The sequence below is a fragment of the Agromyces sp. SYSU T00194 genome (genome assembly GCF_040496035.1).
GTDB lineage: Bacteria > Actinomycetota > Actinomycetes > Actinomycetales > Microbacteriaceae > Agromyces > Agromyces chitinivorans.
The window spans coordinates 1166024-1190557 of sequence record NZ_JBEPJZ010000001.1 but is presented as its reverse complement, the minus strand read 5'-3'; the positions used below and the strand labels follow the sequence as shown (position 1 = coordinate 1190557).

The following is a 24534-nucleotide window of genomic DNA, read 5'->3' as shown; positions in this document are numbered from 1 at the left end:
CGCGGTGCCAGGACTCGACGCCCACGACTCCGACCCGCTCATGAAACCAACCTATGCGTCTCGGACGGGCTCGGCGATGGCGTCTGCTACTATGACCGCGAACAGATAACCCTGCTCGTGCCGTACCGAGGTCAGAGCGGGTTCCAATGCAGCGACTGAAGCTGTTGCGGTGCCCGAGATCGAAGTTCCGGTTCGAATGGAGGAAGTTTCGTGTTTAACAGGCGTGGTCACTTCACGCCGACGTTGGATGCGTGTCTTCTGACGATCGACCAGCACGGGCCCGAATGACCCGAGGAGGTCAGATCGTGGCACGCACCACAACCAACAAGAATGCCAAGACCGGCGCGGGGGTCCTGCGCCCGCTCGCAGATCCCGAGACCGCGCCGCCCGTCTCGCGCATCGAGGACCGCAAGCTCCTCCCGATCCCGTTCCGCCCGGAGGCAGGCCGCCCTGACGAACGCGACGGCGCCCCGCTGAGCCGGCTGGGCGCACGATTCCGCGACGTGTTCGCCGAAGAGCACCGCATCGCGGTCGAAGAAGTCGACCTCGGCATCGTGCGGCAGGTCGAAGCGCTGAACGCCGACACCGATCGGAACATGAAGGCGCTCGGTGAGATTCAGACCAAGCGCACCGAGAGCGGGACTCTCCGCTTCGTCCGCCTTACCGTGAACACTCCGCTGATCTTCCCCTGGATGCTGAATGGCCGCGCGCTCCGTCGCATGGGGTCCGAGCTGCGAGGCAGCGAGGTTCATCTGGTTACCACCGCGGAGGACCACCCGCTGCTGTCGCTCCCCACGATGGCTGTCGATGGGCCGCAGAGCGTCCTCGAGATCGTCTCAGCCCAGCGCCGACTGCTCGGCCTCTCCAACTACACCGCAGCCGACGGCCCGAAGAAGGGGCGCATCGACAGCATCATCCAGTTCGGTGTGCTCGATCCGCCTGATGTGGTCCTGACGCAGCTCAACTCGGCGACGGGAAGCGCCTGGGTCGCTCAGGCAGCCGAGGGTGCGCAGCGTCTGTTCTCCGCTCTCGCGGCGATGGACGTCCTCGCCAATCGGAACGTCGCCAGCGTCGCGACCGAGCGCTGGCTGCGCAGCGCCCAGCCGCGACTGCGCGATCTCACCGCCGAGGATCTCTCGACCCTCTCAGAGAGCCTGAAGTTCTCCTCAACCGCCGCCGCGGGGTACTTCCCTAGCGCGACCAATATCGAAGGATGGGTGGAGTCTGTCGCTGCCGTGACGCCGGCCGCGGTCGCGTTCCAGCTCATCCGGACGATGGAGGTCAACCTGATCGTCGCGGTCAACCCCGATCCGGTCATCGCCGAACGTCGCGGACTCGCGCACCCGGTGTCGGACACGGTGCAGGAGCTCATCCGGAGCTACCACATGCCTGGCAAGGCAAAGGAGCGATGGAACGACGCTGACGTCCTGGGCCTGATCGCGATCGGCGCCGTGGACGACCTGGCGGCGGACTCGCGCGTCAGCCAGACGGAACGCTCGATGTGGCTCGGCGAGTCACTCGCAGAATGGAGTGGTCCGCCGCAGACCGACGACGGCGATCCCGGCAACCTGCTCGTCTCTACGACGAAGCTCCTGGCGGCGCTCACCGCGCAGTCAGCAATGTCTCCGGCTGACGAGAGCTCGCCCGTCGACTCGCTCGAGATCGTCAACCAGCGCCTGCGCCTGAACAGCACACGCGTGCATTCGGACGATCGGGCGAAGGTGGCTGCCGCTCAGGCGATCGCGGCGCTCGGCCTCAACGGCTCCGGCTGGGAGGGAACAATCCAGGCTGCCATCTTCGGGACCTTCCGACACGGCTGGTTCTGGAAGACGAGTGAGCACCAGAACGAGGTGATCTGGCCGTCGCTTCTGTCGCTGTCGCTCGCCGAGCTCACTGCGCGCGCCCAGGCGGAGCGAAGCAGCCGAAGCGCTGACGACGACCCGGACAATGCCGGGCCCGCCCAGCGAGCGATCGCGGCGCTCGGAGGCCTCGCCCTGATGGCCAACCCGGGACTCATCGCGCAGCGCACAGCACTGTCACGCACGGGCCTCGGTGCCGGTGGTAAGTCGAACGACATCTCGGCGAGCGACCCGAGCATTCTGCTGCGCACGATGGCTCAGCACGAGGTCGGGATCACGGAGCTGTCCGACGCCATCGCCGCGCTTACGGCGTCAGCAATGCCGACCATCCCTCTTGATCGAGATGACGATCAGGAACTCACGGACGTGTACCTCCGCCAGCGTTGGCTGGGTGCCCGCACCACGTCGGACAACCCGCAGACGGAGTTCGCCCGACTGGTCCAGGAACTGGTCGACTCGCTCAAGCGGGCTCGCGATGGGGAGTTCGGATCGGAGCGTCTTAAGGAGATCCTCCCGGGGGAACTGCTGGGCCAGACCCCTCCCGATGACGAGCTTCCGCTCGACACGGACTACGCTCCCGACCTCTGGGGTGAGCCGGTGTACGAGGAGATCGGCATCAACGAGATCCTCGTCGATGAGGTCATCCCGGTCCTGCAGTCACTGGTCGACTTCTTCCAGGTAGGCAAGGCGTACGCCCGCGCCGCGAGTCGCGTGTCCCGCTGATCGCCATGGAGAACGACGCACACGAAGAAGGAGCGTCGGGCAACGTGTCTCGTCGGGGCGGCGATCTCGTCGTCGTCGCCCCGAGCGAGATGCCGCGATCGGCCTGGCTTTCCCTCGCCCAGGAGTTCCTGCTCCAGACCGGCGCAGACGACGATGGCGATCGGCGTCTTGTCGTACCGGTGGACAAGGCCGGTGATGTGGCGGACATCCTCGGCCGTCCGTGGCCCGCCGGACGGTGGGAGTGGCGCTGGACACCGGATGCTCGCGCGGCCGCGGGATCGGCATCGGCGGTGCAGAGTGCCGTCGATCGAGTACTCGCGGCACCCGCGGCGCGGGCCGACGCAGACCTTGAACAGGCGCTTCTTGACGCCGGGTTCGCCCGTCAACTGCTTCCAGCCCAGCGTGACGCCGTCGTCCAGCTCGTTTCGAGCGGCGGTGGCGGAAACTTCTCCGTGCCCGGGAGCGGGAAGACCACCATGACCTACGCGGTCTATGCGCTGATGCGCGCCGCCGGTCTCGTGGATCGCATGCTTGTGATCGCTCCGCAGAGTGCCTACGAAGCGTGGGAGGACGAGGCGAAGGACTGCTTCGCGACCGGCGATATCCCCGTTGTGGAGCTCGCGCCCACCTCGCCTTCGCGACGAAGCGAGGTCCTTGTCTACAACTACGAACGAGCCGCGCAGCCCAGCATTCGCGCAGCGATCGACGCCTGGTCGCACGGGCATCGCTTCATGATCGTCTTCGACGAAGCGCACCGAGCCAAGCGCGGCAAGGATGGCCTTCACGGTTTCGGCGCTGCGGACCTGGCGGGGATCGCCGCCGCGCGACTCGTGCTTACCGGGACACCCATGCCGAACGGACCCGAGGACCTCGTCGCGATCCTCGACCTTGCATGGCCCGGTCAGGGCGCTCGTCTCGCGAGCCCGCACACTCCCCATGCCGACCGCTCGTGGGTACGCATCACCAAGGACGGCCTGGGGCTCGAAGAGGCTGTCATTGAGATCGAGCCGGTGCGGCTCGACGATGCGCACATGCGCGTGTACAACGCGCTGGCGAGCGGGCTCAAGAACAATCCGGAGTTGCAGGCAGACCACCCCGATTATGTTCAGCAGGCGGTAACCCGCCTCATTGCGTGCGCGTCAAACCCAGCCCTTCTGGAGTCGGTGGCGGACGGGGAGTTGGCCTGGCCGAGTGACATCGACGCGGGGCGCCCCCTCTCCGAGCTGATCGCCGATATCCGAGCCGTCGCGAGACCAGGAAAGCTGCTGGCTGCAGCCCGATATGCAGCCGACTACGCCTCGCGCGGCGAGAAGTTGCTGATATGGACGAACTTCCTCGGAAATATCGACGAGCTTCAGCGGCTGTTGGCACCCTACTCGCCTGCGGTGATCACCGGAGCGACCCCGCGTCACGACCCCGGTGCAGCCACCGACCGCGAACGGGAACTGCGACGATTCCGTCACGACTCGGACTGCACAGTGCTGCTAGCCACCCCTCAGACGCTCGGTGAAGGGGTCAGCCTGCACCATGCCTGCCAGACTCAGCTGCACGTCGACCGCACCTTCAACGCCGGGCTCTTCCTCCAGGCACTCGACCGGACACACCGCGTCGGAATGCCGAAGGGAACCACAGCCAGGGCGATCGTCTTGCAGGGGATCGAAACCATCGACGAGCGGATCGACGCCGCGCTGCGCCGGAAGCTCCGGGCTATGGACGAGGTGCTCAACGACCCGACCCTTGAACGCCTGACCAAGGTCCAAATCGGTCCAGCAGCCGCAGGGTTCAGCCGCCACGAGATTGCCAATCTGCTCCGGCACTTGAACTAGCCCCTCCTCCACAGAGGCCCTCCGCGCGGGCGATTTTCACACCCGTGGTTCCCGCTCGAGTTTTCTCGAGGGCGGAGCTAAACTCGAGCGACATGCCAACCTCGCCCGTTACCCCAGCGCCCGCCTTCCCCCTCAGGGAGAAGGCCCGTCCGGCCTTCGAGTCGGGCGATCCGGCGTTGCGGATCGTGGACCTGTTCTCGGGGTGCGGAGGGCTCACGCTGGGAGCTGCCCAGGCAGCCTCCGATGCCGGGCTCGCGCTCGATGTGCGCCTCGCGGTCGACTTCGAGCAGGCTGCGGTCGACGTGTACAAGGCCAACTTTCCCAAAGCGAACGCGATGATGGCGTCCGTCGAAGACTACTTCGACGGTGAACTGGCTGATGAGCTCACCGAGACGGAGCTCAAGACGCGGAAATCGGTTGGGAGCACGCATCTACTGTTCGGCGGCCCGCCGTGCCAAGGGCACAGCGATCTGAACAACCGAACGCGGCGCGATGATCCGAAGAACAAGCTCTACCTGAAGATGGCACGAGCGGCTCGGGTCCTCGAGCCGTCAATCGTCCTGATCGAGAACGTACCGACGGTTCGTCTTGACACCGCCGGTGTCGTGCAAACCACCTACGACTTCCTCAAGAAGCTCGGCTATGAGGTGGCGACCGCCACGGTAGGGATGCACTCACTCGGCGTTGCCCAGAAGCGTCGCCGCCACGTTCTACTGGCGTCGAAGGTCGAGGGCATCGATCCCGAGCTCGTGCTCAGAGGCCTCGCATCCCGAGCCGAGGACTCATCGTTCAATCTCGAATGGGCAATTGGCGACCTAGTCAGCCTTGCGACCCCCGCTGGGTATGACACCCCGCCGAAGGCGAGCCCCGCGAACATCGAGCGCATGGAGTACATGCAGGAGTCGGGGGACCTCGATCTTCCGAACGAAAAGCGTCCTAAGTGTCATCAGGACGGCAACCACTCGTACAAGTCGATGTATGGGCGGCTGAGTTGGAACGATCCCGCACAGACGATCACGAGCGGCTTCGGCAGCATCGGGCAGGGCCGGTACATGCACCCGAGCGCACTGCGGGCGCTTACCGCCCACGAGGCCGCCAGGATCCAGGGCTTTCCCGATTACTTCTCCTTCAGCGCGGCTGTGAAGCGCGCTGATCTTGCGACGATGATCGGCAACGCCGTCCCGCCCGCGTTGATGCGAGAAGTTGGAACCGCGGTCATCGACTTACTCGCGCTCAAGCCCGGCGTCGTCGATCAGGTCGAACTCGACCCGTCCACGACGGGAGGCGAGTTGGCGCTCGCCCGCTGACCAACTCACGGTCGACATGCCAGCCAAGTCATACCGAGGTCGGCAAGGCGCACTGACCCTTCGTCGCTGGGCGCGACAATGCTCGCATGTACCCGCGACGTGACACCAAGGTCGATTCATCTCTCCCAGCCCTCAGCGAACTCTGGGTGCCGAAGCCGAGCGACATGGACGAGGAAGGGGTCTGCCCCGGGTTTGGTTGACATCTGATGTGTGAGGATTCGTCCTCGCTGGAAGGATGTCCCTGTGGCAAAGCCGTATCCCAAAGAGTTCCGCGACGATGTCGTGGCCGTGGCCCGGAAGGGTCAAGCGCCGTTGGCGCAGATCGCGAAGGACTTCGGTATCTCCGAGGGCTCGTTGTCGAACTGGATGAAGAAGGCCGACATCGAGGATGGTCACCGTCCTGGCGTGACTGACGCCGATCGTGCCGAGCTGCGTGAGGCGAAGAAGCGGATCCGGCTGCTCGAGCAGGAGAACGAGGTGCTGCGCCGTGCGGCGGCGTACCTGTCGCAGGCGAACCTGCCGGGAAAATAGTCTTCCCGCTCGTCCGTGAGATGGCCGCGGCCGGCGCCCCGATCAGGGTGCCGGTCGCGGTGGCGTGCAGGGTCCTGGGGCTGACACCCCAGGGGTACTACAAGTGGCTCAAGGATCCCGTGAGCCGGCGGGACTGGGACGACGCGCACCTGCTGGACGTGATCCACGAGATCCACGCCGATGACGCGACCCTCGGGTACCGGTTCATCACCGACGAGCTCGACACCGAGCACGGCATCCAGGTGGGTGAGAACCGGGTGCACCGGCTGTGCCGGATCGCGGGCATCCACGCCAGCCACCACAAGAAGCGCAGCAAGCCCGGCTCGACCGGACCGGCCCCGCACGACGACCTCCTCGCGGTGGTCGATGAGCACGGCGTCGTCCGGCACGAGTTCGTCGCCGACGGGCCGAACCGGGTCTGGTTGTGGGACATCTCCAAGCACCCCACACGGGAGGGCAAGCTCTACATCTGCGCGATCAAGGATGTCTGGTCGAACAAGATCGTGGGTTACTCGATCGACTCCCGGATGAAGTCGTCCCTGGCGCGGGCCGCGATGCGCAACGCGATCGCGTTGCGCTCACCGGTCGGCACGATCTGCCATTCCGACCGGGGCGGTCAGTTTCGCGCGAAACGCACCCAGCGGCTGCTGGAGAACAACGGCCTGGTCGGATCGATGGGTCGCTCCTACGGGGCCGGGGACAACGCAAGCATGGAGTCCTTCTTCAGCCTGCTGCAGAAGAACGTCCTGAACACCAGGCGGTGGGACACGCGCGACAACCTCCGACTCGCGATCGTGACCTGGATCGAAACGAAGTACAACCGCCGGCGCCGTCAACGCACCCTCGGCAAGCTCACCCCCGTCGAGTTTGAGATGATCTACGTGACCGCAGAAGCGGCCTAATCACTGCAAACCCCGACCGTCAACCAGACTCGGGGCAGACCCGATGGGGCAGAAGGCAAAGAGTGGTGGCACGCTCGGACGGGCGCCAATCGGGTACCTCAACACGCTCGAGCGCATCGACGGACGCGAGATCCGATCCGTCGCCATCGACCCAGAACGCGCCCCGTTCGTCAAGCTCGCCTTTGAGCTGTACGCCGCGGGCAAGCACACGCTTGACGACATCGCGACGGAGCTGGCGGATCGTGGGCTGACTTCTCGGCCGACTGCCGCTCGCCCGGCCGCGCCGATCGCGGTGTCGAAGGTGCAGCGGATGCTTCGCGACCGCTACTACCTCGGCGAGATCGAGTACAAGGGCGAGACCTACGACGGGCGCCACGACCCCCTGATCGATCCCGAGCTGTTCGAGCAGGTCCAGACGCTCCTCGATGCGCGCAACAAGTCAGGTGAGCGTCGCATCAAGAACGATCATTACCTCAAGGGCACCATCTGGTGCGGCCGTTGCCGTCTCGAGGATCGGGTCATCAAGCGCATGATCATCATGCGCGCCACCGGCCGGAATGGCGGCGAGTACGCGTACTTCTTCTGCCGGGGTGTGCAAGATCACGTCTGCGATGCGCCCTACTCCAACATGGAGCGCGTCGAGCGAGCCATCGAAGTCCACTACAAGTCGATCCGCCTCAGCGAGGCGTTCATCGCCGCGGTGCGGGCGCGCCTCGAGGAGGCAGTCGCCGACAAGGCCCGGGCGCAGCAGCTCCTCCGTCAGCAACTCGAAACCCAACTCCGCCAGTTGGCCGTGAAGGAAGAGAACCTCATCGACCTCGCTGCCGATGGCGAACTCCCGACCGCGCGTATCAAGGTGAAGCTGCACGAGATCACACGAGCCCGCGACAAGCTCACGATTCAGCTCGGGGCCGTTGAGCAGGACCTCAGCGGAGCCCTGGCGTTCATCGAGGCTCACCTCGACCTGCTCGCCGATCCCTACGAGCTCTACCGACAGGCATCGGACGACACGCGCCGTCAGCTCAACCAGGCGCTCTTCAATCGCATCTACGTCGTCAATGACGAGGTGGTCGGAGACGAGCTCACTTCGCCCCTCGTGGAACTCCTCGCCGCCGAACGCGGCTGGACCGCACTGGAGGCTGGTCAGTCGCTGGAGTCGGCTACGAACACGGCTGAAGCTGAGCTTGCCCGCAGGAGTCCCGTAAATGCAGAACAGGCCACCCCAAAGGGTGACCCGTTCTCTGATTTTTCCGTAGGTGACCTGCTGCCCGCCCTGAAAGTTCAGGGCGATTGCAGTAAGCCTCCTATGGTGCGCAAGGGGGGAGTTGAACCCCCACGCCCTTTCGGGCACACGGACCTGAACCGTGCGCGTCTGCCTATTCCGCCACTTGCGCTCACCACCGGCACGCGCACATGGCGCACCAGCCAACAGAGACTAACACTTCACCGCGTCACATGCCATTCGAGGCCCTGCATGCGGATGCATCGGGCCCGACGGGGGGCCCGGGGCCGTTCCGGGTCCCGACGGTCGTCGAGAAACCGGTACACACGCGCCACCCGCACGTCTAGCATCGAGGAACGGGAACGACGCCGTTCGCACCCCCGCCTTCCATCGAGAGGACACGACGTGGCGACGACGGACGACTCCACCGCGCGGCCGGACCTGGCCGGCATCCGCGGCTGGCTCTTCGACCTCGACGGCGTGCTGACGCCGACGGCCGAGGTGCACATGCACGCCTGGGCGCGGTTGTTCACGCCGTTCCTCGCCGCCCGCGGCGCGGCCCCGTACCGGGACGCCGACTACTTCGCCCACATCGACGGCAAGCCGCGCTACGACGGGGTGCGCACCCTGCTCGCCAGCCGTGGCATCACGCTGCCCGAGGGCACGCCCGACGATCCGCCCACGGCCGAGACGGTGTGCGGCCTCGGCAACCGCAAGAACGACGCGTTCAACGAGTCGCTCGCGGAGGACGGCGTGACGGCGTACCCCGCATCGGTGGCGTTCCTCGACGCGCTGGCGGCGACGGATGCCGCGGTGGCGGTCGTGTCGAGTTCGAAGAACGCCCCCGCCGTGCTCGAGACGGCGGGGCTCGCCAACCGCTTCGAGGTGGTGGTGCACGGCGGCGTCGCGGCCGAGCGCGGCATCCCCGGCAAGCCGGCTCCCGACACATACGAGTACGGCGCCCGGCTGCTCGGGCTCCCCACCACCGCCTGCGTCGTGGTCGAGGACGCCGAGTCCGGCGTGCAGGCCGGGGCCGCCGGCGACTTCGGGCTCGTCGTCGGGGTCGACCGCGGCGCCGGGCACGAGAACCTGCGCCGTCTCGGCGCCGACCTCGTCGTGTACGAGCTCGACGAGCTCATCCCCCTGCTCCCCCAGCACCACCGAAAGGCCGGATCATGAGGTTCGCCGACCACGACCCGCTGAACCGCAACCGGTTCCCCATCGACGACTGGGCCCTCGTCGAGACCGAGTTCTCCGCCGACGACATCGGCACGACCGAGACGATGTTCGCCGTCGGCAACGGCTACCTCGGCCTGCGCGGCAACGTCGACGAGGGTCGCGACGGCCACGTGCACGGCACGTTCATCAACGGCTTCCACGAGACCTGGCCGATCCGGCACGCAGAGGAGGCGTTCGGGTTCGCGCGCGTCGGGCAGACCATCGTCAACGCGCCCGACGCGAAGACGATCCGCCTCTACGTCGACGACGAGCCGCTCGTGCTCACCACCGCCGAACTCATGAGCTACGAGCGACGGCTCGACTTCCGCACCGGCATCCTCGACCGTTCCCTCGAGTGGCGCACGCCGTCGGGCAAGCGCGTGCAGATCACCTCGCACCGCATGGTGTCGTTCACCGACCGTCACCTCGGCGTCATCGTCTACGAGGTCGAGCTGCTCGACGCCGACGCCGCGGTGACCATCTCGAGCCAGATGCTGAACCGGCAGGACGGCCGCGACGAGTACCGCTCGGGCGTGCAGGGCACGATCGAGGCGTTCGACCCGCGCAAGGCGGAGCAGTTCACCGAGCGCGTGCTGCAGCCGCGCCTGAAGCGGGAGCGCGACGGTCGCTACCTGCTCGGCTACCGCTGCACGAACTCGGGCATGACGGTCGTCGCCGGCACCGAGCACCGCATCGAGACCGAGAACCCGTTCGACGAGACCTCGACGATCGAGGACGACCTCGCGAAGCACGTGTACCGGGTCCGCGCCGAGCAGGGCCGCCCGATCCGCATCACGAAGCTGTTCACGTACCACACGGCGGCATCCGTGCCGGTGCGCGAGCTCGCCGACCGCTGCGACCGCACCCTCGACCGCGCCGGCGAGATCGGCATCGAGGCGCTGGTGGACGCGCAGCACGACTGGCTCGACGAGTATTGGGCGAGCGTGGACGTCGAGATCCCGGGGCATCCGACCCTGCAGCAGGCGACCCGCTGGAACCTCTTCCAGCTCGCGCAGGCGACGGCCCGCACCGACGGCGGCGGGGTGGCGGCGAAGGGCGTCTCCGGTTCGGGCTACGGCGGCCACTACTTCTGGGACTCCGAGGTCTACGTCATGCCGTTCCTGTCGTACACGGCGCCGAACACGGCGCGCAACGTGCTGCGATTCCGGCAGCGGATGCTGGAGCCGGCGCGCGCACGCGCGAACGAGCTCAACCAGCGCGGCGCACTCTTCCCGTGGCGCACGATCAACGGACTCGAGTCGAGCGCCTACTACGCCGCGGGCACCGCCCAGTACCACATCGACGCCGACATCTCGTACGCCCTGATGCAGTACGTGGCGGCGACCGGCGACGAGGACTTCGTCGCGCGCGGCGCGATCGACGTGCTCGTCGAGACGGCCCGCATGTGGGAGGACCTGGGGTTCTGGCGCACCAACTCCAAGGACGTCTTCCACATCCACGGCGTGACCGGCCCCGACGAGTACACGACCGTCGTGAACGACAACCTGTACACGAACGTGATGGCCAAGGGGAACCTCCGTGCCGCCGCGTACGCGGTCGACGAACTGCGGCGCCGCGCGCCCGCGGCCTACGCCCGAGCGGTCGACCGCCTCAACCTGCACCCCGACGAGGCGGACGAGTGGCGTCGCGCGGCCGAGCACATGTTCATCCCGTTCGACGAGCAGCTGGGCGTGCACCCGCAGGACTCCGCCTTCCTCGAGAAGGAGCTCTGGGACCTCGAGAACACGCCGGCCAGCCGTCGTCCGCTGCTGCTGCACTACCACCCGCTGGTCATCTACCGCTTCCAGGTGCTGAAGCAGGCCGACGTGGTGCTCGCGCTGCTGCTGCAGGGCGACCAGTTCACGACCGAGCAGAAGCAGGCGAACTTCGAGTACTACGACCCGCTGACGACGGGCGACTCGACGCTGTCGGCGGTGGTCCAGTCGATCATCGCGTCCGAGGTGGGGTACCACGAGCTGGCGATGCGCTACTTCCGGGCCGCGCTGTTCGTCGACCTCGCCGACCTGCACCACAACGCGCAGGACGGCGTGCACGTCGCGTCGACCGGCGGGGTGTGGGCCTCGCTGGTCTACGGGTTCGGCGGGTTCCGCGACCACAACGGCGTCTTCACCTTCGACCCGCGGCTGCCCGACGACTGGGAGCGCCTGGTGTTCCGGCTCACCATCCGCGACACGCGCGTGCGCGTCGAGCTCGAGCCGGCGTCCATGACCTTCACCGTCGAGGCGGGCGCCGAGGCGCACCTCTCGGTGCGCGGCGAGGACGTGCTGGTGCGCGACGGCGAGCCCGTCACGGTCGCCCTGCGCGGCCAGGGTCCGCGCCATTACGGCATGCCGAACATGCGCGACGTCGAGGGCACGCGCCGTGCCGACGGCACGCTGCTGACCGCATCGATGCCCACCATCGCGGTCGACCTGGAGGAGAACGACTCCACAACGGGCTTCGACTGACGACCGGGGCGCGCAGGCGCTGCGACTAACATGCACTGAGAACCAACCGGATCGGGAGACCTGTGGGCCTACTGGACAACTTCGAGAAGGGTCTCGAGCGCGCCGTCAACGGCGCCTTCGCGAAGACCTTCCGCTCGGGGCTGCAGCCGGTCGAGATCACGGCCGCCCTGAAGCGCGAGCTCGACACGAAGGCCGCGGTCGTCTCCCGCGACCGCGTGCTCGTGCCGAACACCTTCCGCGTGCGGATGTCGCGACCCGACCTCCAGCGCATGTCGAGCCTCGGTCCGGCGCTGGTCGACGAGCTGACCGACGTCGTGCAGCAGCATGCGGCGAGCCAGGGCTTCCAGTTCGCCGGCGGCATCCAGATCTCGCTCGACGCCGACGAGGGCCTGTCCGAGGGCATGGTGCAGGTCGACTCGAGCAACGTGAAGGGCGAGATCGCCTGGACCCCCGTGCTCGACATCGGCGGCCGGCGGCATCCGATCCTCAAGGGCCGCACCGTGATCGGTCGCGGCAGCGAGGCCGACATCACGCTCGACGACTCGGGCGCGAGCCGCAAGCACGTCGAGGTGCAGTGGGACGGGCGACGCGCCCGCGTACGCGACCTCGGATCGACCAACGGCACGCAGTTGAACGGCGACCGCGTGGGCGAGGCCATCCTCGAGCCCGATTCCGTCATCACCGTGGGGCGCACGCGCATCGTCTTCCGCGTCCTCGCACAGGCCGCGCCGGGCTCCGGCGGCGGCGCACCGTCCACCCGGCGCAACGACATGAACGGGTTCTGGGGGCCCGCTGAATGAGCGAACTCACCCTCCTCGTCCTGCAGCTGTCGTTCCTCGCGCTGATGTGGATATTCGTCTTCTCCATCGTGTGGGCGCTGCGCAGCGACCTGTTCGGCCAGCGCGTGCGCAAGATGCAGACGGCGGATGCCTCCGGCCAGGCCGCGCCCGCCACGCCCCCGCGCGGCACCGACGCGCCGCGTGCCGCGGCCGCATCCGCTGCTGCAGCAGCCGGGAACGGCGACATCGCCACCACCGACAACGCGTCGAAGCTCGTCATCACGTCGGGCGGCAAGGCCGGCAGCGAGTTCCCGCTCGGCCGCGACGAGATCACGATCGGCCGCTCGAGCGACTCGTCGATCATCATCCGCGACGACTACACCTCGAACCACCACGCCCGGCTCATGCTCTGGAGCAACCAGTGGATGATCCAGGACCTCGACTCGACGAACGGCACCTTCCTGAACGGCTCCCGCGTGACCGTGCCCGCGGCGGTGCCGCTCGGCGCGACGGTCAAGGTCGGCGCGACGACGTTCGAGCTGCGACGGTAACCGCATGGCGACGGTCAAGGGCAGTGCCGCGGTCTCGCACGTCGGCAGGGTCCGGTCGAACAACCAGGACTCGGGCTACGCGGGGCGGCACCTGTTCCTCGTCGCCGACGGCATGGGCGGCCACGCGGGCGGGGACGTCGCGAGCGCGATCGCGACCCGGTACATCCGCGACGCCGACCAGCTCTACCCGTCGGTGCAGGACGCCTCGGCGGCCCTGCACGACAGCCTGATCGGCGCGAACCAGCGCCTGGCCGAGACCGTCGCCGAGCACAGCGAGCTGACGGGAATGGGCACCACGGTCAGCGCCGTGCTGCTGCACGGCGACCAGGTCGCCATCTCCCACATCGGCGACTCCCGCATCTACCTGCTGCGCGGCGGCGAGCTCAGCCAGATCTCCACCGACCACACCTTCGTGCAGCGGCTCGTCGACGCCGGCCGCATCACGGAGGAGGAGGCGATGGTGCATCCGCGCCGTTCCGTCCTGATGCGGGTGCTGGGCGACGTGGAGTCCTCGCCCGAGATCGACACCCTGACCCTCGACACGCGTTCGGGCGACCGCTGGCTGATCTGCTCCGACGGCCTGTCGGGGGTCGTCTCCTTCGAGGACATCCGCAAGGCCCTGATGTCGGAGGCCGGCGCGAAGCCCGTGGCCGACCGCCTCGTGAAGGCATCGCTCGACGGCGGCGCCCCCGACAACGTGACCGTCGTCGTGCTCGACATCGGCGAGCCGGCCGCGCCGGCGACGACGCCCCAGATCGTCGGCTCCGCCGCCGCCCCGCCCGCGTTCGGCACGCCGGAGCCGGTGCGCCAGCGTTCGCTGCTGCTCACGCCGTTCCGCGTGCACCCCGTGCAGGAGACGCACTTCGAGCCGGACTCGGCCGAGTACTTCGACGAGATCATCGAGGAGGACGCCCGGCGCCGCCGCCGGCGGATCGTCACCTGGACGGTCGGCGTGCTCCTCATCGTCGCCGCGGTCGTGGGGCTCGTGGTCCTCGCCTACCAGTGGACCCAGACCCGGTACTTCGTCGGCGAGTCCAATGGGCGGGTCGCCATCTACCAGGGCATCCAGCAGGACCTCGGCCCCATCGTGCTGAGCGAGCTCTACCGCGAATCGGACATCGACATCGCCGAGCTCCGCCTGTACGACCAGCAGCGCGTGGAGGAGACCATCAGCACCGGATCGCTGCAGGACGCGGAGGCCGTCGTCGACCGGCTGGAGGAGTCCCTTGACTGATCGGGCCGGCACGACCGCCGCGGTCCCGCCCTCGGGCGGGCCGCCGACGGCCGGCGTGCGACGCATCCACCTCCCGCAGAAGCTGCGCAACATCGAGTTGGCGCTGCTGCTGATCGCCTGCGGCATCAATTCCGGCGCCGTCCTGCTGGTGCAACTCGGTGCGCTCGGCACGATCGACACCCAGCTCGTGCTGCTCGGCGTCGGGCTGTCGGTGCTCGTGTTCGGCCTGCACGTGGCGATGCGCTTCGTGGCCCGCGACGCGGATCCCTTCCTGCTGCCCATCGCCACCGTGCTGAACGGCATCGGCATCGCCGAGATCTACCGCATCGACATCGCCTTCGGCGACGCCGGGTGGGACAGCGCCGCGGTGCGGCAGATCGCATGGTCGGCGATCGCGATCGTCGCGGCGATCGCCGTGATCCTGATCGTGCGCAACCACCGGGTGCTGTTCCGCTACACCTACCTGTCAGGGCTCGTCGCCGTGCTGCTGCTCCTGCTCCCCCTGCTGCCGGGCATCGGCCGCGAGATCAACGGCGCCCGGGTGTGGATCGGCATCGGCGACATCGCGACGTTCCAGCCCGGTGAGATCGCGAAGATCGCCCTCGCGGTCTTCTTCGCCGGCTACCTGGTGCGCAACCGCGACAGCCTTTCGATGGTCGGGCGCACGTTCCTCGGCATGCGATTCCCGCGCGCACGCGACCTCGGCCCCCTGCTGGTGGTGTGGGCGCTGTCGATGTCGGTCATCGTGTTCCAGCGCGACCTCGGTACCGCTCTGCTGTACTTCGGCCTGTTCCTCGTCATGCTGTACGTCGCGACCAGCCGGCTCTCCTGGGTACTGCTCGGCCTGGGGCTGTTCTTCGCCGGCGCGATCATCGCCAGCCAGACCCTCGGCTACGTCAACTCGCGCTTCGACAACTGGCTCAACGCCTTCGACCAGGAGATCTACGACTCGGTGGGCGGCAGCTTCCAGCTCGTGCAGGGGCTGTTCGGCCTCGCGAACGGCGGGCTCATCGGCACCGGCCTCGGCCAAGGCCGCCCCGACATCACCCCCGTGCCGCAGAGCGACTACATCATCGCGAGCCTCGGCGAGGAGCTCGGGCTCGCCGGCCTGTTCGCGATCTTCATGCTGTACGCGCTGCTCGTGGCCCGCGGCTTCCGCATCGGCTTCGCCGGGCAGGACGACTTCGGCAAGCTCCTCGGCGTGGGCCTCGCGTTCGTCGTCGCGCTCCAGGTGTTCATCGTGGTCGGCGGCGTCACGCGCGTGATCCCGCTCACCGGCCTGACCACCCCGTTCCTCGCGGCAGGTGGTTCATCGCTCGTCGCGAACTGGATCATCGTCGCGCTGCTGCTGCGGCTCTCCGACACGGTCCGCAACCATCCGCGGCTGGTGATCGACGCATGAACCGCGAGCTCAAGCGCGTCTCCATCCTGACGCTCCTCATGGTCGCCACGCTGCTCGTGTCGACCACGATCATCCAGTACGTCGCGGCCGACGCGCTCAACGCGGACCCGCGGAACTCGCGCACGCTGTACGAGTCGTACTCGGTGGAGCGCGGGCCGATCCTCGTGGACGGCGCACCCATCGCGTACTCGGAGCCGTCGGGCGACAACTACAAGTTCCAGCGCGTCTACACGGAGGGCCCGCTCTATGCGCCGGTGACCGGGTTCATCCCCGTCAACGGCGAGGCCACGGGCATCGAGCGGGCGATGAACGAGTTCCTCAGCGGCCAGTCGAGCTCGCAGTTCTTCGACTCGGTGAACCGGCTCATCACGGGGCAGGACCCCCAGGGAGCATCCGTCGACGTCACGATCGACCCGGTCGCACAGCAGGCCGCGTGGGATGCGCTCGGAGACGTCCAGGGCGCGGTCATCGTCACCGAACCGGCGACGGGCCGCATCATCGCCATGGTCTCGAAGCCGTCCTACGACCCGAACACGATGGCCGTGCACAACGGCGCCGAGGTGCAGGCGACGTACGACGCGCTCCTCGCCGACCCGCAGGACCCGCTCTTCAACCGCGCCATCGGCGGCGACATGAACCCCCCGGGTTCGGTCTTCAAGCTGGTCGTCGCGTCGGCCGCGTTCGAGTCCGGCGAGTACACCCCGGACTCCACGTTCCCGAACCCCTCCTCGTTCACGCTCCCCGGCTCGACCGCGGTCGTCACCAACGCCGGCGGCGGGCGCTGCGGCGGGGGCGACGAGGTCACGATCGCCGACGCCATCCGGCTCTCCTGCAACATCCCGTTCGCCGAGCTCGGCATCGAGCTCGGCGACACGGCCATCCGCGAGCAGGCGGAGAAGTACGGGTTCAACGTCACGCACGCGGTGCCGATGGAGTCGGAGGCGAGCGTCTACCCGCGCGGGCTGGACGACGCGCAGACCGCGCTGAGCGCGTTCGGGCAGTACGAGGTGCGTGCGACGCCGCTGCAGATGGCGATGGTCTCCGCGGGCATCGCGAACGGCGGCATCGTGATGCGTCCGAACGTCGTGGACGCGGTCATCGCCCCCGACCTGAGCCCCCTCGAGACCTTCGAGCGGATGGAACTCGGCCGCGCGATCAGCCAGGAGACCGCGCGTGAACTTACTGACATCATGGTCTCCGGCGTCGAGAGCGGCGCGGCGAGTAATGCAAGAATAGACGGCGTCAGCGTGGCGGGGAAGACGGGCACAGCCCAGAACGGCACGGACGACCCGTACACCCTCTGGTTCACCGGATTCGCCCCTGCTGACAACCCTCAGTATGCGATCACGGTGCTGGTAGAAGACGGAGGGGGATTGGGACAGAGCGGGTACGGCAACCTGATTGCCGCACCCATCGCGAAGCAGGTACTAGAGGCGGTGCTGAACGAATGAGACCGAGCGCTGGGCTCACCTTTGGTGGGCGCTACGAACTCCAGTCCAGGATCGCCATCGGCGGCATGGGCGAGGTCTGGCAGGCGACCGATCTCGTGATCGGGCGCCAGGTCGCCATCAAGATCCTCAAGGACGAGTACCTCGGCGATCCCGGATTCCTCGAGCGCTTCCGCGCGGAGGCGCGCCACGCCGCCCTCGTGAACCACGAGGGCATCGCGAACGTCTTCGACTACGGCGAGGAGGAGGGCAGCGCCTTCCTGGTCATGGAGCTCGTCCCGGGCGAGGCGCTGTCGACCATCCTCGAGCGCGAGCAGACCCTCCCCACCGACAAGGTCCTCGACATCGTCGCGCAGACCGCCTCGGCGCTCCACGCCGCGCACGCCGCGGGCCTCGTGCACCGCGACATCAAGCCCGGGAACCTCCTCATCACCCCCGACGGTCGCGTGAAGATCACCGACTTCGGCATCGCGCGCATCGCCGACCAGGTCCCGCTCACCGCGACCGGCCAGGTCATGGGCACGGTCCAGTACCTGTCCCCGGAGCAGGCCTCCGGCCACCCCGCCTCGCCGACCACCGACATCTACTCGCTCGGCATCGTCGCCTACGAGGCGCTCGCGGGCCGGCGCCCGTTCACCGGCGAGTCGCAGGTCGCCATCGCGATGGCGCAGATCAACGAGACGCCACCGGAGCTCCCCCAGACGATCTCCGAGCCCGTGCGCAACCTCGTCTTCGCGTGCATCGCGAAGAACCCGGCCGACCGGCCCCAGTCCGCGGCGCACCTGTCCCGCGCCGCGACGGCGCTGCGCCGGGGCGACGTGCAGGGTGCTGCGGCCTCGGTCCCCGCGGTGCTCGGCGCCGCCGGCGCGGCCGCGGCGGCCACCATGATGATGCCGCAGAGCGGAGACACCGCCGCGACGACGGTGCTCATGGCGTCCGGCGGGGTGCCCGCCGACGGCGAGGGGGCACCCGAGGAGGAGAAGAAGCGCAGCCCGTGGACGTGGCCGCTGATCGTCCTCATCGCGATCCTCGCGATCGTGCTCATCGGCACGATCATCGCGCTGGCGCTGAACAACGGCACCGCACAGGCCCCGCCGAGCAGCTCGTCGAGCGCGCCGGCGACGAGCTCGCCGCCGCCGACCTCGGACACGCCGACGCCGACGCCGACGGACACGACGGTGCAGGTCAACCAGGACGACTACCTCGGGCTCTCGGTGAACGACGCGCGTGCCGGCCTCGAGGCACTCGGCATGTCCGTGAACGCGGTGGAGGGCAATGCGGCCACCGATCCGGCCGACGCCGGCACCGTCTACGCGGTGAACCCGACGGGGCCCGTCGAGCAGGGCTCGCAGATCACGATCACGTACTACGCCGACCCGGTCGCGCCGTCCGCACCGTCCTCGGCGCCCACCGTGAACCCGGCGACGACCGCCCCCGACACCGACGTGCAGGTCAGCTGGCCCGCGCAGAACTGCCCGGCCGGGCAGACCCTCACCGGGTACGAGATCGCGGTGACCGGCGACGCGACGATCCCCAACAACGCGGTCGTCGGCGCCAGCACCACCTCGGCCACGGTTCGCGCGGGCACGAGCAACTTCGAAGTCACCTATCGCTACTTCTGCGGCCCGCTGGACTCGCCCTACTCGCCGGCCGCCCAGGTCACGGTGGAGGAGCCGGCCGGCGACGGCGGCGGCGGCACCAACTGATCGTTCGCTGAGGAGAGACGAGTGCACGTGACCGATAACGATCGCCTGCTGGCCGGTCGCTACCGTGTCGGCGAGCTCATCGGTCGCGGCGGCATGTCCGACGTGCACGCGGGCACCGATACACGCCTCGGGCGCAGTGTCGCGATCAAGCTGCTGAAGTCGTCGCTCGCGACCGACCCGGCGTTCCGCACCCGCTTCCGCCAGGAGGCGCAGTCCGCGGCGCGGATGGCGCACCCGACCATCGTGCGCGTGTTCGACGCGGGCGAGGAGACCGTCCTCGACGGGTCCGGGCACGAGGTGCAGCTGCCGTTCATCGTCATGGAGCGCGTGGAGGGACGGCTCCTGCGCGACATCATCCGCGAGGGTCCGCTCGATCCGGCCGAGGCGGCGCGCATCATCGACGGCGTGCTCACCGCGCTCGAGTACTCGCACCGGGCGGGCGTCGTGCATCGCGACATCAAGCCGGGAAACATCATGATCACCTCCGCCGGTCAGGTGAAGGTGATGGACTTCGGCATCGCCAGGGCGATCTCGGACTCGTCGACCACGGTCGCGCAGACGACCGCGATCCTCGGCACGGCGTCGTACTTCTCCCCCGAGCAGGCGAAGGGCGAGACGGTCGACGCGCGCACCGACCTGTACTCGACCGGCGTCGTGCTGTTCGAGATGCTCACCGGTCGCCCGCCGTTCCGCGGGGAGACGCCCGTGGCCGTCGCCTACCAGCACGTCAGCGAGCGTCCGGTCAAGCCGAGCGTCATCAACCCGAGGGTCTCCCCCGCATTCGACGCCGTCGTGCTGCACGCCCTCGGCAAGGACCGCACGCAGCGGTACCAGACCGCCGCCGACTTCCGGGCCGACGTCGAGGTGGCGGCATCCGGGCGCGTGCCCGTGCACCGGCAGCCCGACCAGACGGAGCTCCTGTTCGGGGCGCCCGCGACCTCGCTCTCGAGTTCCGAGCTCGCCCTGCGCCAGCTCACCGAGGACGAGACGATGGAGCGCACCCAGCGGCGCCCTCCCGCCCTCTGGATCTGGGCCGGCGTCGTCGCGGTGGTGGTCACCGTCCTCGCGGTCATGTACTGGGCGTTCAACCTCACTCCCACCGACGACCTCCCGTCGAGCGCACGGGAGATCCCGGTGCTCCAGGGCATGTCCTACGAGGAGGCGACGGGCGTCCTCCAGGACCTCGACCTGCAGGCCACGCAGCTCGACGAGACCAGCGACACCATTCCCGAGGGACAGGTCACGCGGTCCGATCCGGAGGCCGGCACCATCGTCGAGCCGGGTCAGGTGGTCGTGCGCGTCTACGTGTCGAGCGGCCGCGAGGTCGTCGACGTGCCCGACCTGCGCAACCAGTCGCTCGACCAGGCGAAGGAGGCCCTCGAGGGCCGTGGCCTGGTCGCGGGCAGCGAGACGCGGGAGAACTCGCCCACGGTGCCCGCCGACATCGTGCTCGCGACCGATCCGGCCGGCGGCACCTCCGTCACTCTCGGCGCGACCGTCAACTTCCGCGTCTCGAGCGGGCTCGTCACGCTGCCCGACCTCACCGGCCAGCCGCTGGCGACGGCGTCCTCGCTGCTGCGCGGCGGCACCCTGCAGCTGAACCCGGTGCCGCAGCCCGACGACTCGTGCCCGGCGCAGCCGAACGACCCGGTGGTGCAGCAGTCGCTGGCGCCGGGCGACGTGCCGCAGAAGTCCGACGTGACGCTGCGCTACTGCTCGGGTGCGTCGAACGACGGCGGCGGCGACGGCTGACGCGCGAAGCCGCTCAGGCGGACTTCATGTGCGGGCTCATGCCGACCGCGCGATCCGCGGCGCCGGCGAGCCCCGCCGACTCGAGCCAGTTGCCGAGCATGCGGTAGCCGCCCTCGGTGAGCACCGACTCGGGGTGGAACTGCACGCCGAAGATGGGCGCAGTCGCGTGGCGCAGCCCCATGATCACGCCGCCCTCGGTGCGCGAGGTGACCACGAGCTCCGGGGGCACGGTGCCGTCGACGACCGCCAGCGAGTGGTATCGGGTGGCGGTGAAGTGCTGCGGCACGCCGTCGTAGAACGGGCTGTCGTCGTGCAGGATCGACGAGGTCTTGCCGTGCATGAGCTCCTCGGCGTTCGTGACCACGCCGCCGAACGCCTCGGCGATGGCCTGATGGCCGAGGCAGACCCCGAGCAGCGGCTGGCCGGTCGACACCGCGACCTCCACGGCGGGGATGGACACGCCCGCATCGGCGGGCTTCCCGGGACCCGGCGAGACCAGCACGGCGTCGAACTCGGACATCCGCTCGGCGAGCCGCTCGACGGGGATGTCGTCGTTGCGCACGACCACGGTCTCGGCGCCGAGCTCCTGGAGGTAGCCGTTCAGCGTGTACACGAAACTGTCGTAGTTGTCGATCACCAGCACGCGCGTCACCGGACCACCTTACCTCCCCACGATTCCAGCCGAGCACCGCGTACACGGTAGAATCGCGCTCATGGCACGTGCGAACTCCTCGAAGCCCGAGCGCGTCGAGCAACCCAACGGCGAAGAGGCTCCGAACCCCGTCTGGTTCAAGCCCGTGATGTTCGGCTTCATGCTGATCGGGCTCGCCTGGATCATCGTCTTCTACGTCAGCCAGGGCCAGCTGCCGGTGCCCGACCTCGGTTCGTGGAACATCCTCGTCGGGTTCGGCATCGCGTTCATCGGCTTCCTCATGACGACGCGCTGGCGCTGACGCCGGCGCCTGACACGACCTCGGAAGCGGGGCGGATGCCACGGGGCATCCGCCCCGCTTCGATGCGGTCGCCCGCGCCCGGAGAACTGGTCCCCCTTAAGGGCGACAATTACACACCTGTAACTCTCCCCAGATGTGGACAAGCCTGTGGATAACCTTCGCGACGCTGGAAAGCTGGGCGTGACGCCGCATCAGGGCCCGCACTGAGACGAGCGTGATCGGACCCGCCGGCGACGGGCAGGGGTACGCCAGCCGGTCAGATCAGCGGGAACACGAAGTAGCGCAGGCTCAGCAGTACCAGCACCGCCGAGAGCGCCACCAGCAGGCCGACCTGCAGTCCGCGCTGGGACCGTCTGCGGGTCTCGGTGAAGATGAGCCCGACGAGCGCGCCGCCGACGAGACCGCCGAGGTGCGCCTGCCAGGCGATGTTCGTTCCCGGGATGAAGCCGATCACCAGGTTGATCCCGACGAGGATCAGCAGTTGCGTCGACGGACGCCCGAGCCGGCGCTGGATCACGAGGAACGCCCCCATGAGTCCGAAGATCGCACCGGATGCGCCGACGACGGCCGTGTTCGGGTTCGACAGCCAGATGACTCCCACCGAACCGGCGAAGCCGGAGATCAGGTAGAGCGCCAGGAACCGCCCTCGGCCGAGCAGGCCCTCGAGCAGCTGCCCGAAGATCCACAGGGTGTACATGTTGAGCAGCACGTGGAAGATCAGGCTGGTGGAGTGCACGAACATCGTCGTGAGCATCCGCCACGGCTCGAACGCGATCTCGCTCATCGCGAGCGGCGTGAAGTACAGGCGGTTCGTGACGCCGAGTCCGGGGATCAGCTGGAGGACGAAGACCGCCACCGTGATGCCGATGAGGGTATACGTCACCACCGGCGTGCCGCTCCCGGCCCGCATGAGCACCCGCGATCGGGTCCGAGGCGCCGACTGCCGCTGCTCCCGCATGCACTCCGGGCACACCACGCCGACCGCGGCGGGGGTCTGGCACTCCCCGCAGATGGTGCGACCGCACCGCTGGCAGAGCACGTAGCTCACGCGATCGGGGTGCCGGTAGCAGCGGCTCCCCGGGTCGGCGTCGGTCACGCCGCTCAGACGGATTCGACGGTGATGGTCTCGATCACGACGTCCTCGAGCGGGCGGTCGCGCCCGTCCGTCGGAACCGCGGCGAGCTTGTCGACGATGGCACGGCCGGCCTCGTCGTTCACCTTGCCGAATATGGTGTGCTTGCCCTGCAGCCAGGTCGTCGGGGCGACGGTGATGAAGAACTGCGAACCGTTGGTGCCGCGTCCCATCTGCTTGCCGGCGTTGGCCATGGCGAGCACGTAGGGCTCGGTGAAGTCGAGTTCGGGGTGGATCTCGTCGTCGAACTGGTACCCCGGGCCGCCGATGCCCTGGCCGAGCGGGTCGCCGCCCTGGATCATGAAGCCGGGGATGATGCGGTGGAAGACCGTGCCGTCGTAGAGGGCGTCCGTGCGCTTCTGGCCCGACGCGGGATCCGTCCACTCGCGCTCGCCCGTCGCGAGCCCGATGAAGTTCGCCACGGTCTTCGGCGCGTGGTTGCCGTAGAGGTCGACCGTGATGGGCCCGTGGTTCGTCGTGATCGTCGCGACTGCGGTGTGTTGTGGCATGTCCACGATTCTCGCACAGGCGGATCTGTCAACCCATATGCCGGATTCGACACTCACTCCGTGATCCGGGCGGTTCTGGTGGCAAGATGGAAGAGTTCGCTGCAGCAGACGATGGAGGGTCGACATGAGCCTGTCACGCAAGCGCCGTAAGGAACTCAAGCGACTCCGCGGAAGCGCGGAGCAGCTCTGGGGAGAGCAGCAGGCCGTACTCGAGCGCGCGAACACCGTCGCGCGCGAGGCGAGCCGCCAGCTCGGGCAACTGACCCGTGAGGAGGTCACGCCGCGCGTGCGAGAGGGATACGAGACGTACCTGCAGCCGAGGGTGAACGCGGTGGGCAGGTTCGCCGGCGACGCGGGGCGTTCGATCGAGCGCACCATGGTGCCGGTCCTCGGCAGCGCGCTCGGTACCGTGATGTCCATCGGCGACATCGCGAAGGACAAGCGGGTCCGCGCGGCCCTGGCACGCGTGAACCCCAAGGCCGAGGAGCCGAAGAGCGGTCCGGGCGTCGGTGGGTACATCGCGATCGGAGCGGCCGTGGTCGCCGCCGGCGCGATCGCCTATGCCGTCTGGCAGACCTTCCGCGCCGACGACGAGCTCTGGGTCGCGGAGGACGAGCCGACGCCGGGCCCCGACAAGGAAGCCTGACGCGCCGCCGGTGATCGCCGGCATCGGGCCCGAGTGACGCACTGCGCGACCTCGGGCCCTTCGTCGTGCCTCGATGCGGGTGCGCGCCCGACGGGCGGGCCCACGTACGGACTGTCGCCAACACGCATCGGCTCAGTGCCCGCACCGACATGCCGGATCCGCTCTTGCGCGCACGTTCCCGGCAGCGCTATGGTGTGACCCCGTCAGTGGTTCTCAGAGCACAGGAAGGAGTGACCGAACATGATGATCATCGATCTCGCAATCTGCGATGGAGCACCGATCACGCTCGGCATGGGAAAGATTCCCACGTACGTCACGGCCTCCTTCGCCGTCCGCTCCCACTAGGCAGCACCGTCCCGCGCCGGC

19 protein-coding genes, 1 tRNA gene and 1 pseudogene are annotated in these 24534 nt (G+C 68.3%); 16 read left to right on the top strand and 5 right to left on the bottom strand.

Translation table 11 applies throughout. The features are described 5' to 3' along the window. Window positions 1-305 precede the first annotated feature (305 nt). From ABZK10_RS05545 to ABZK10_RS05525, 5 genes and pseudogenes are all read left to right on the top strand, one after another. Window positions 306-2582: a hypothetical protein gene (locus ABZK10_RS05545; RefSeq protein WP_353808182.1), complete on the top strand. Its 2277-nt coding sequence runs from the start codon at window positions 306-308 to the stop codon at window positions 2580-2582. A 5-nt stretch (window positions 2583-2587) separates the two neighbouring features. After that, window positions 2588-4408, top strand: a complete 1821-nt coding sequence (locus tag ABZK10_RS05540) for an SNF2-related protein (protein ID WP_353808181.1) — start codon at window positions 2588-2590, stop codon at window positions 4406-4408. A gap of 92 nt (window positions 4409-4500) precedes the next feature. Beyond that, window positions 4501-5715 (top strand): DNA cytosine methyltransferase, encoded by a 1215-nt coding sequence (locus ABZK10_RS05535; protein ID WP_353808180.1) that lies wholly within the window; start codon window positions 4501-4503, stop codon window positions 5713-5715. 243 nt (window positions 5716-5958) lie between these two features. After that, window positions 5959-7148 (top strand): IS3 family transposase gene (locus tag ABZK10_RS05530; RefSeq protein ID WP_353808179.1). Its coding sequence is split into 2 segments (ribosomal slippage): window positions 5959-6237 and window positions 6240-7148, totalling 1188 coding nucleotides; the frame shifts between segments, so codons are not numbered across the junction. A gap of 43 nt (window positions 7149-7191) precedes the next feature. Beyond that, window positions 7192-7566: pseudogene (locus tag ABZK10_RS05525) on the top strand (recombinase family protein); the annotation flags it as partial. A gap of 21 nt (window positions 7567-7587) precedes the next feature. On the opposite strand, the gene ABZK10_RS05520 reads toward ABZK10_RS05525, so the two are convergent. Together ABZK10_RS05520 and ABZK10_RS05515 are read right to left on the bottom strand one after the other, a co-directional pair. Further along, window positions 7588-8106: a hypothetical protein gene (locus ABZK10_RS05520; protein ID WP_353808178.1), complete on the bottom strand. Its 519-nt coding sequence runs from the start codon at window positions 8104-8106 to the stop codon at window positions 7588-7590. Between the two features lie 349 nt (window positions 8107-8455). Then, window positions 8456-8542, bottom strand: a tRNA-Leu gene (locus ABZK10_RS05515). A gap of 233 nt (window positions 8543-8775) precedes the next feature. On the opposite strand from ABZK10_RS05515, the gene ABZK10_RS05510 reads away from it, so the two are divergent. The 9 genes from ABZK10_RS05510 (at window position 8776) to pknB (ending at window position 20928) form a co-directional block, all read left to right on the top strand. Beyond that, window positions 8776-9549: an HAD family hydrolase gene (locus tag ABZK10_RS05510; protein ID WP_353808177.1), complete on the top strand. Its 774-nt coding sequence runs from the start codon at window positions 8776-8778 to the stop codon at window positions 9547-9549. Continuing rightward, on the top strand, window positions 9546-12056 hold the full coding sequence (locus ABZK10_RS05505; protein ID WP_353808176.1) for a glycoside hydrolase family 65 protein: 2511 nt from the start codon (window positions 9546-9548) through the stop codon (window positions 12054-12056). Before ABZK10_RS05510 ends, ABZK10_RS05505 begins: the two co-directional genes overlap by 4 nt. Before the next feature lie 62 nt (window positions 12057-12118). Continuing rightward, the gene (locus ABZK10_RS05500; protein ID WP_353808175.1) at window positions 12119-12856 is read left to right on the top strand and encodes an FHA domain-containing protein; all 738 of its coding nucleotides are present in this window, start codon (window positions 12119-12121) and stop codon (window positions 12854-12856) included. After that, on the top strand, window positions 12853-13386 hold the full coding sequence (locus ABZK10_RS05495) for an FHA domain-containing protein FhaB/FipA (protein ID WP_353808174.1): 534 nt from the start codon (window positions 12853-12855) through the stop codon (window positions 13384-13386). The genes ABZK10_RS05500 and ABZK10_RS05495 overlap by 4 nt, the downstream gene beginning before the upstream one ends. A gap of 4 nt (window positions 13387-13390) precedes the next feature. Next, on the top strand, window positions 13391-14620 hold the full coding sequence (locus ABZK10_RS05490) for a PP2C family protein-serine/threonine phosphatase (RefSeq protein ID WP_353808173.1): 1230 nt from the start codon (window positions 13391-13393) through the stop codon (window positions 14618-14620). Continuing rightward, window positions 14613-16022 carry an FtsW/RodA/SpoVE family cell cycle protein gene (locus ABZK10_RS05485; protein ID WP_436408488.1) on the top strand — a complete coding sequence of 470 codons (1410 nt, stop codon included), beginning with the start codon at window positions 14613-14615 and terminating at the stop codon, window positions 16020-16022. The genes ABZK10_RS05490 and ABZK10_RS05485 overlap by 8 nt, the downstream gene beginning before the upstream one ends. Next, window positions 16019-17473, top strand: a complete 1455-nt coding sequence (locus tag ABZK10_RS05480) for a peptidoglycan D,D-transpeptidase FtsI family protein (protein WP_353808172.1) — start codon at window positions 16019-16021, stop codon at window positions 17471-17473. The genes ABZK10_RS05485 and ABZK10_RS05480 overlap by 4 nt, the downstream gene beginning before the upstream one ends. Beyond that, window positions 17470-19176 (top strand): protein kinase domain-containing protein, encoded by a 1707-nt coding sequence (locus tag ABZK10_RS05475; RefSeq protein ID WP_353808171.1) that lies wholly within the window; start codon window positions 17470-17472, stop codon window positions 19174-19176. The genes ABZK10_RS05480 and ABZK10_RS05475 overlap by 4 nt, the downstream gene beginning before the upstream one ends. A gap of 27 nt (window positions 19177-19203) precedes the next feature. Next, entirely contained in the window at window positions 19204-20928 is a 1725-nt protein-coding gene (gene pknB / locus ABZK10_RS05470) for a Stk1 family PASTA domain-containing Ser/Thr kinase (RefSeq protein ID WP_353808170.1), read from the top strand. A 13-nt stretch (window positions 20929-20941) separates the two neighbouring features. On the opposite strand, the gene ABZK10_RS05465 is transcribed toward pknB, so the two are convergent. Next, the gene (locus ABZK10_RS05465; protein WP_353808169.1) at window positions 20942-21580 is read right to left on the bottom strand and encodes an anthranilate synthase component II; all 639 of its coding nucleotides are present in this window, start codon (window positions 21578-21580) and stop codon (window positions 20942-20944) included. A gap of 61 nt (window positions 21581-21641) precedes the next feature. Here ABZK10_RS05465 and ABZK10_RS05460 point away from each other — a divergent pair, with 61 nt between their 5' ends. Continuing rightward, on the top strand, window positions 21642-21881 hold the full coding sequence (locus ABZK10_RS05460) for a cell division protein CrgA (protein WP_353808168.1): 240 nt from the start codon (window positions 21642-21644) through the stop codon (window positions 21879-21881). Window positions 21882-22137: 256 nt separating this feature from the next. On the opposite strand, the gene ABZK10_RS05455 is transcribed toward ABZK10_RS05460, so the two are convergent. Beyond that, window positions 22138-22977 (bottom strand): rhomboid family intramembrane serine protease, encoded by an 840-nt coding sequence (locus tag ABZK10_RS05455; RefSeq protein WP_353808167.1) that lies wholly within the window; start codon window positions 22975-22977, stop codon window positions 22138-22140. Window positions 22978-22982: 5 nt separating this feature from the next. Next, a complete protein-coding gene (locus ABZK10_RS05450) occupies window positions 22983-23522 on the bottom strand; it encodes a peptidylprolyl isomerase (protein ID WP_353808166.1) in 540 nt (179 codons plus the stop codon). Between the two features lie 124 nt (window positions 23523-23646). On the opposite strand from ABZK10_RS05450, the gene ABZK10_RS05445 reads away from it, so the two are divergent. Continuing rightward, window positions 23647-24168 carry a hypothetical protein gene (locus ABZK10_RS05445; protein ID WP_353808164.1) on the top strand — a complete coding sequence of 174 codons (522 nt, stop codon included), beginning with the start codon at window positions 23647-23649 and terminating at the stop codon, window positions 24166-24168. Window positions 24169-24534: the final 366 nt, after the last annotated feature.

Excerpts from the sequence above, each read along its gene's own strand:
- ABZK10_RS05495 (WP_353808174.1), top strand. The coding sequence starts at position 12,853 with ATGAGCGAACTCACCCTCCTCGTCCTGCAGCTGTCGTTCCTCGCGCTG.
- ABZK10_RS05450 (WP_353808166.1), bottom strand. The coding sequence starts at position 23,522 with ATGCCACAACACACCGCAGTCGCGACGATCACGACGAACCACGGGCCC.
- ABZK10_RS05445 (WP_353808164.1), top strand. The coding sequence starts at position 23,647 with ATGAGCCTGTCACGCAAGCGCCGTAAGGAACTCAAGCGACTCCGCGGA.
- ABZK10_RS05540 (WP_353808181.1), top strand. The coding sequence starts at position 2,588 with ATGGAGAACGACGCACACGAAGAAGGAGCGTCGGGCAACGTGTCTCGT.
- ABZK10_RS05475 (WP_353808171.1), top strand. The coding sequence starts at position 17,470 with ATGAGACCGAGCGCTGGGCTCACCTTTGGTGGGCGCTACGAACTCCAG.
- ABZK10_RS05480 (WP_353808172.1), top strand. The coding sequence starts at position 16,019 with ATGAACCGCGAGCTCAAGCGCGTCTCCATCCTGACGCTCCTCATGGTC.
- ABZK10_RS05535 (WP_353808180.1), top strand. The coding sequence starts at position 4,501 with ATGCCAACCTCGCCCGTTACCCCAGCGCCCGCCTTCCCCCTCAGGGAG.
- ABZK10_RS05505 (WP_353808176.1), top strand. The coding sequence starts at position 9,546 with ATGAGGTTCGCCGACCACGACCCGCTGAACCGCAACCGGTTCCCCATC.
- ABZK10_RS05490 (WP_353808173.1), top strand. The coding sequence starts at position 13,391 with ATGGCGACGGTCAAGGGCAGTGCCGCGGTCTCGCACGTCGGCAGGGTC.
- ABZK10_RS05460 (WP_353808168.1), top strand. The coding sequence starts at position 21,642 with ATGGCACGTGCGAACTCCTCGAAGCCCGAGCGCGTCGAGCAACCCAAC.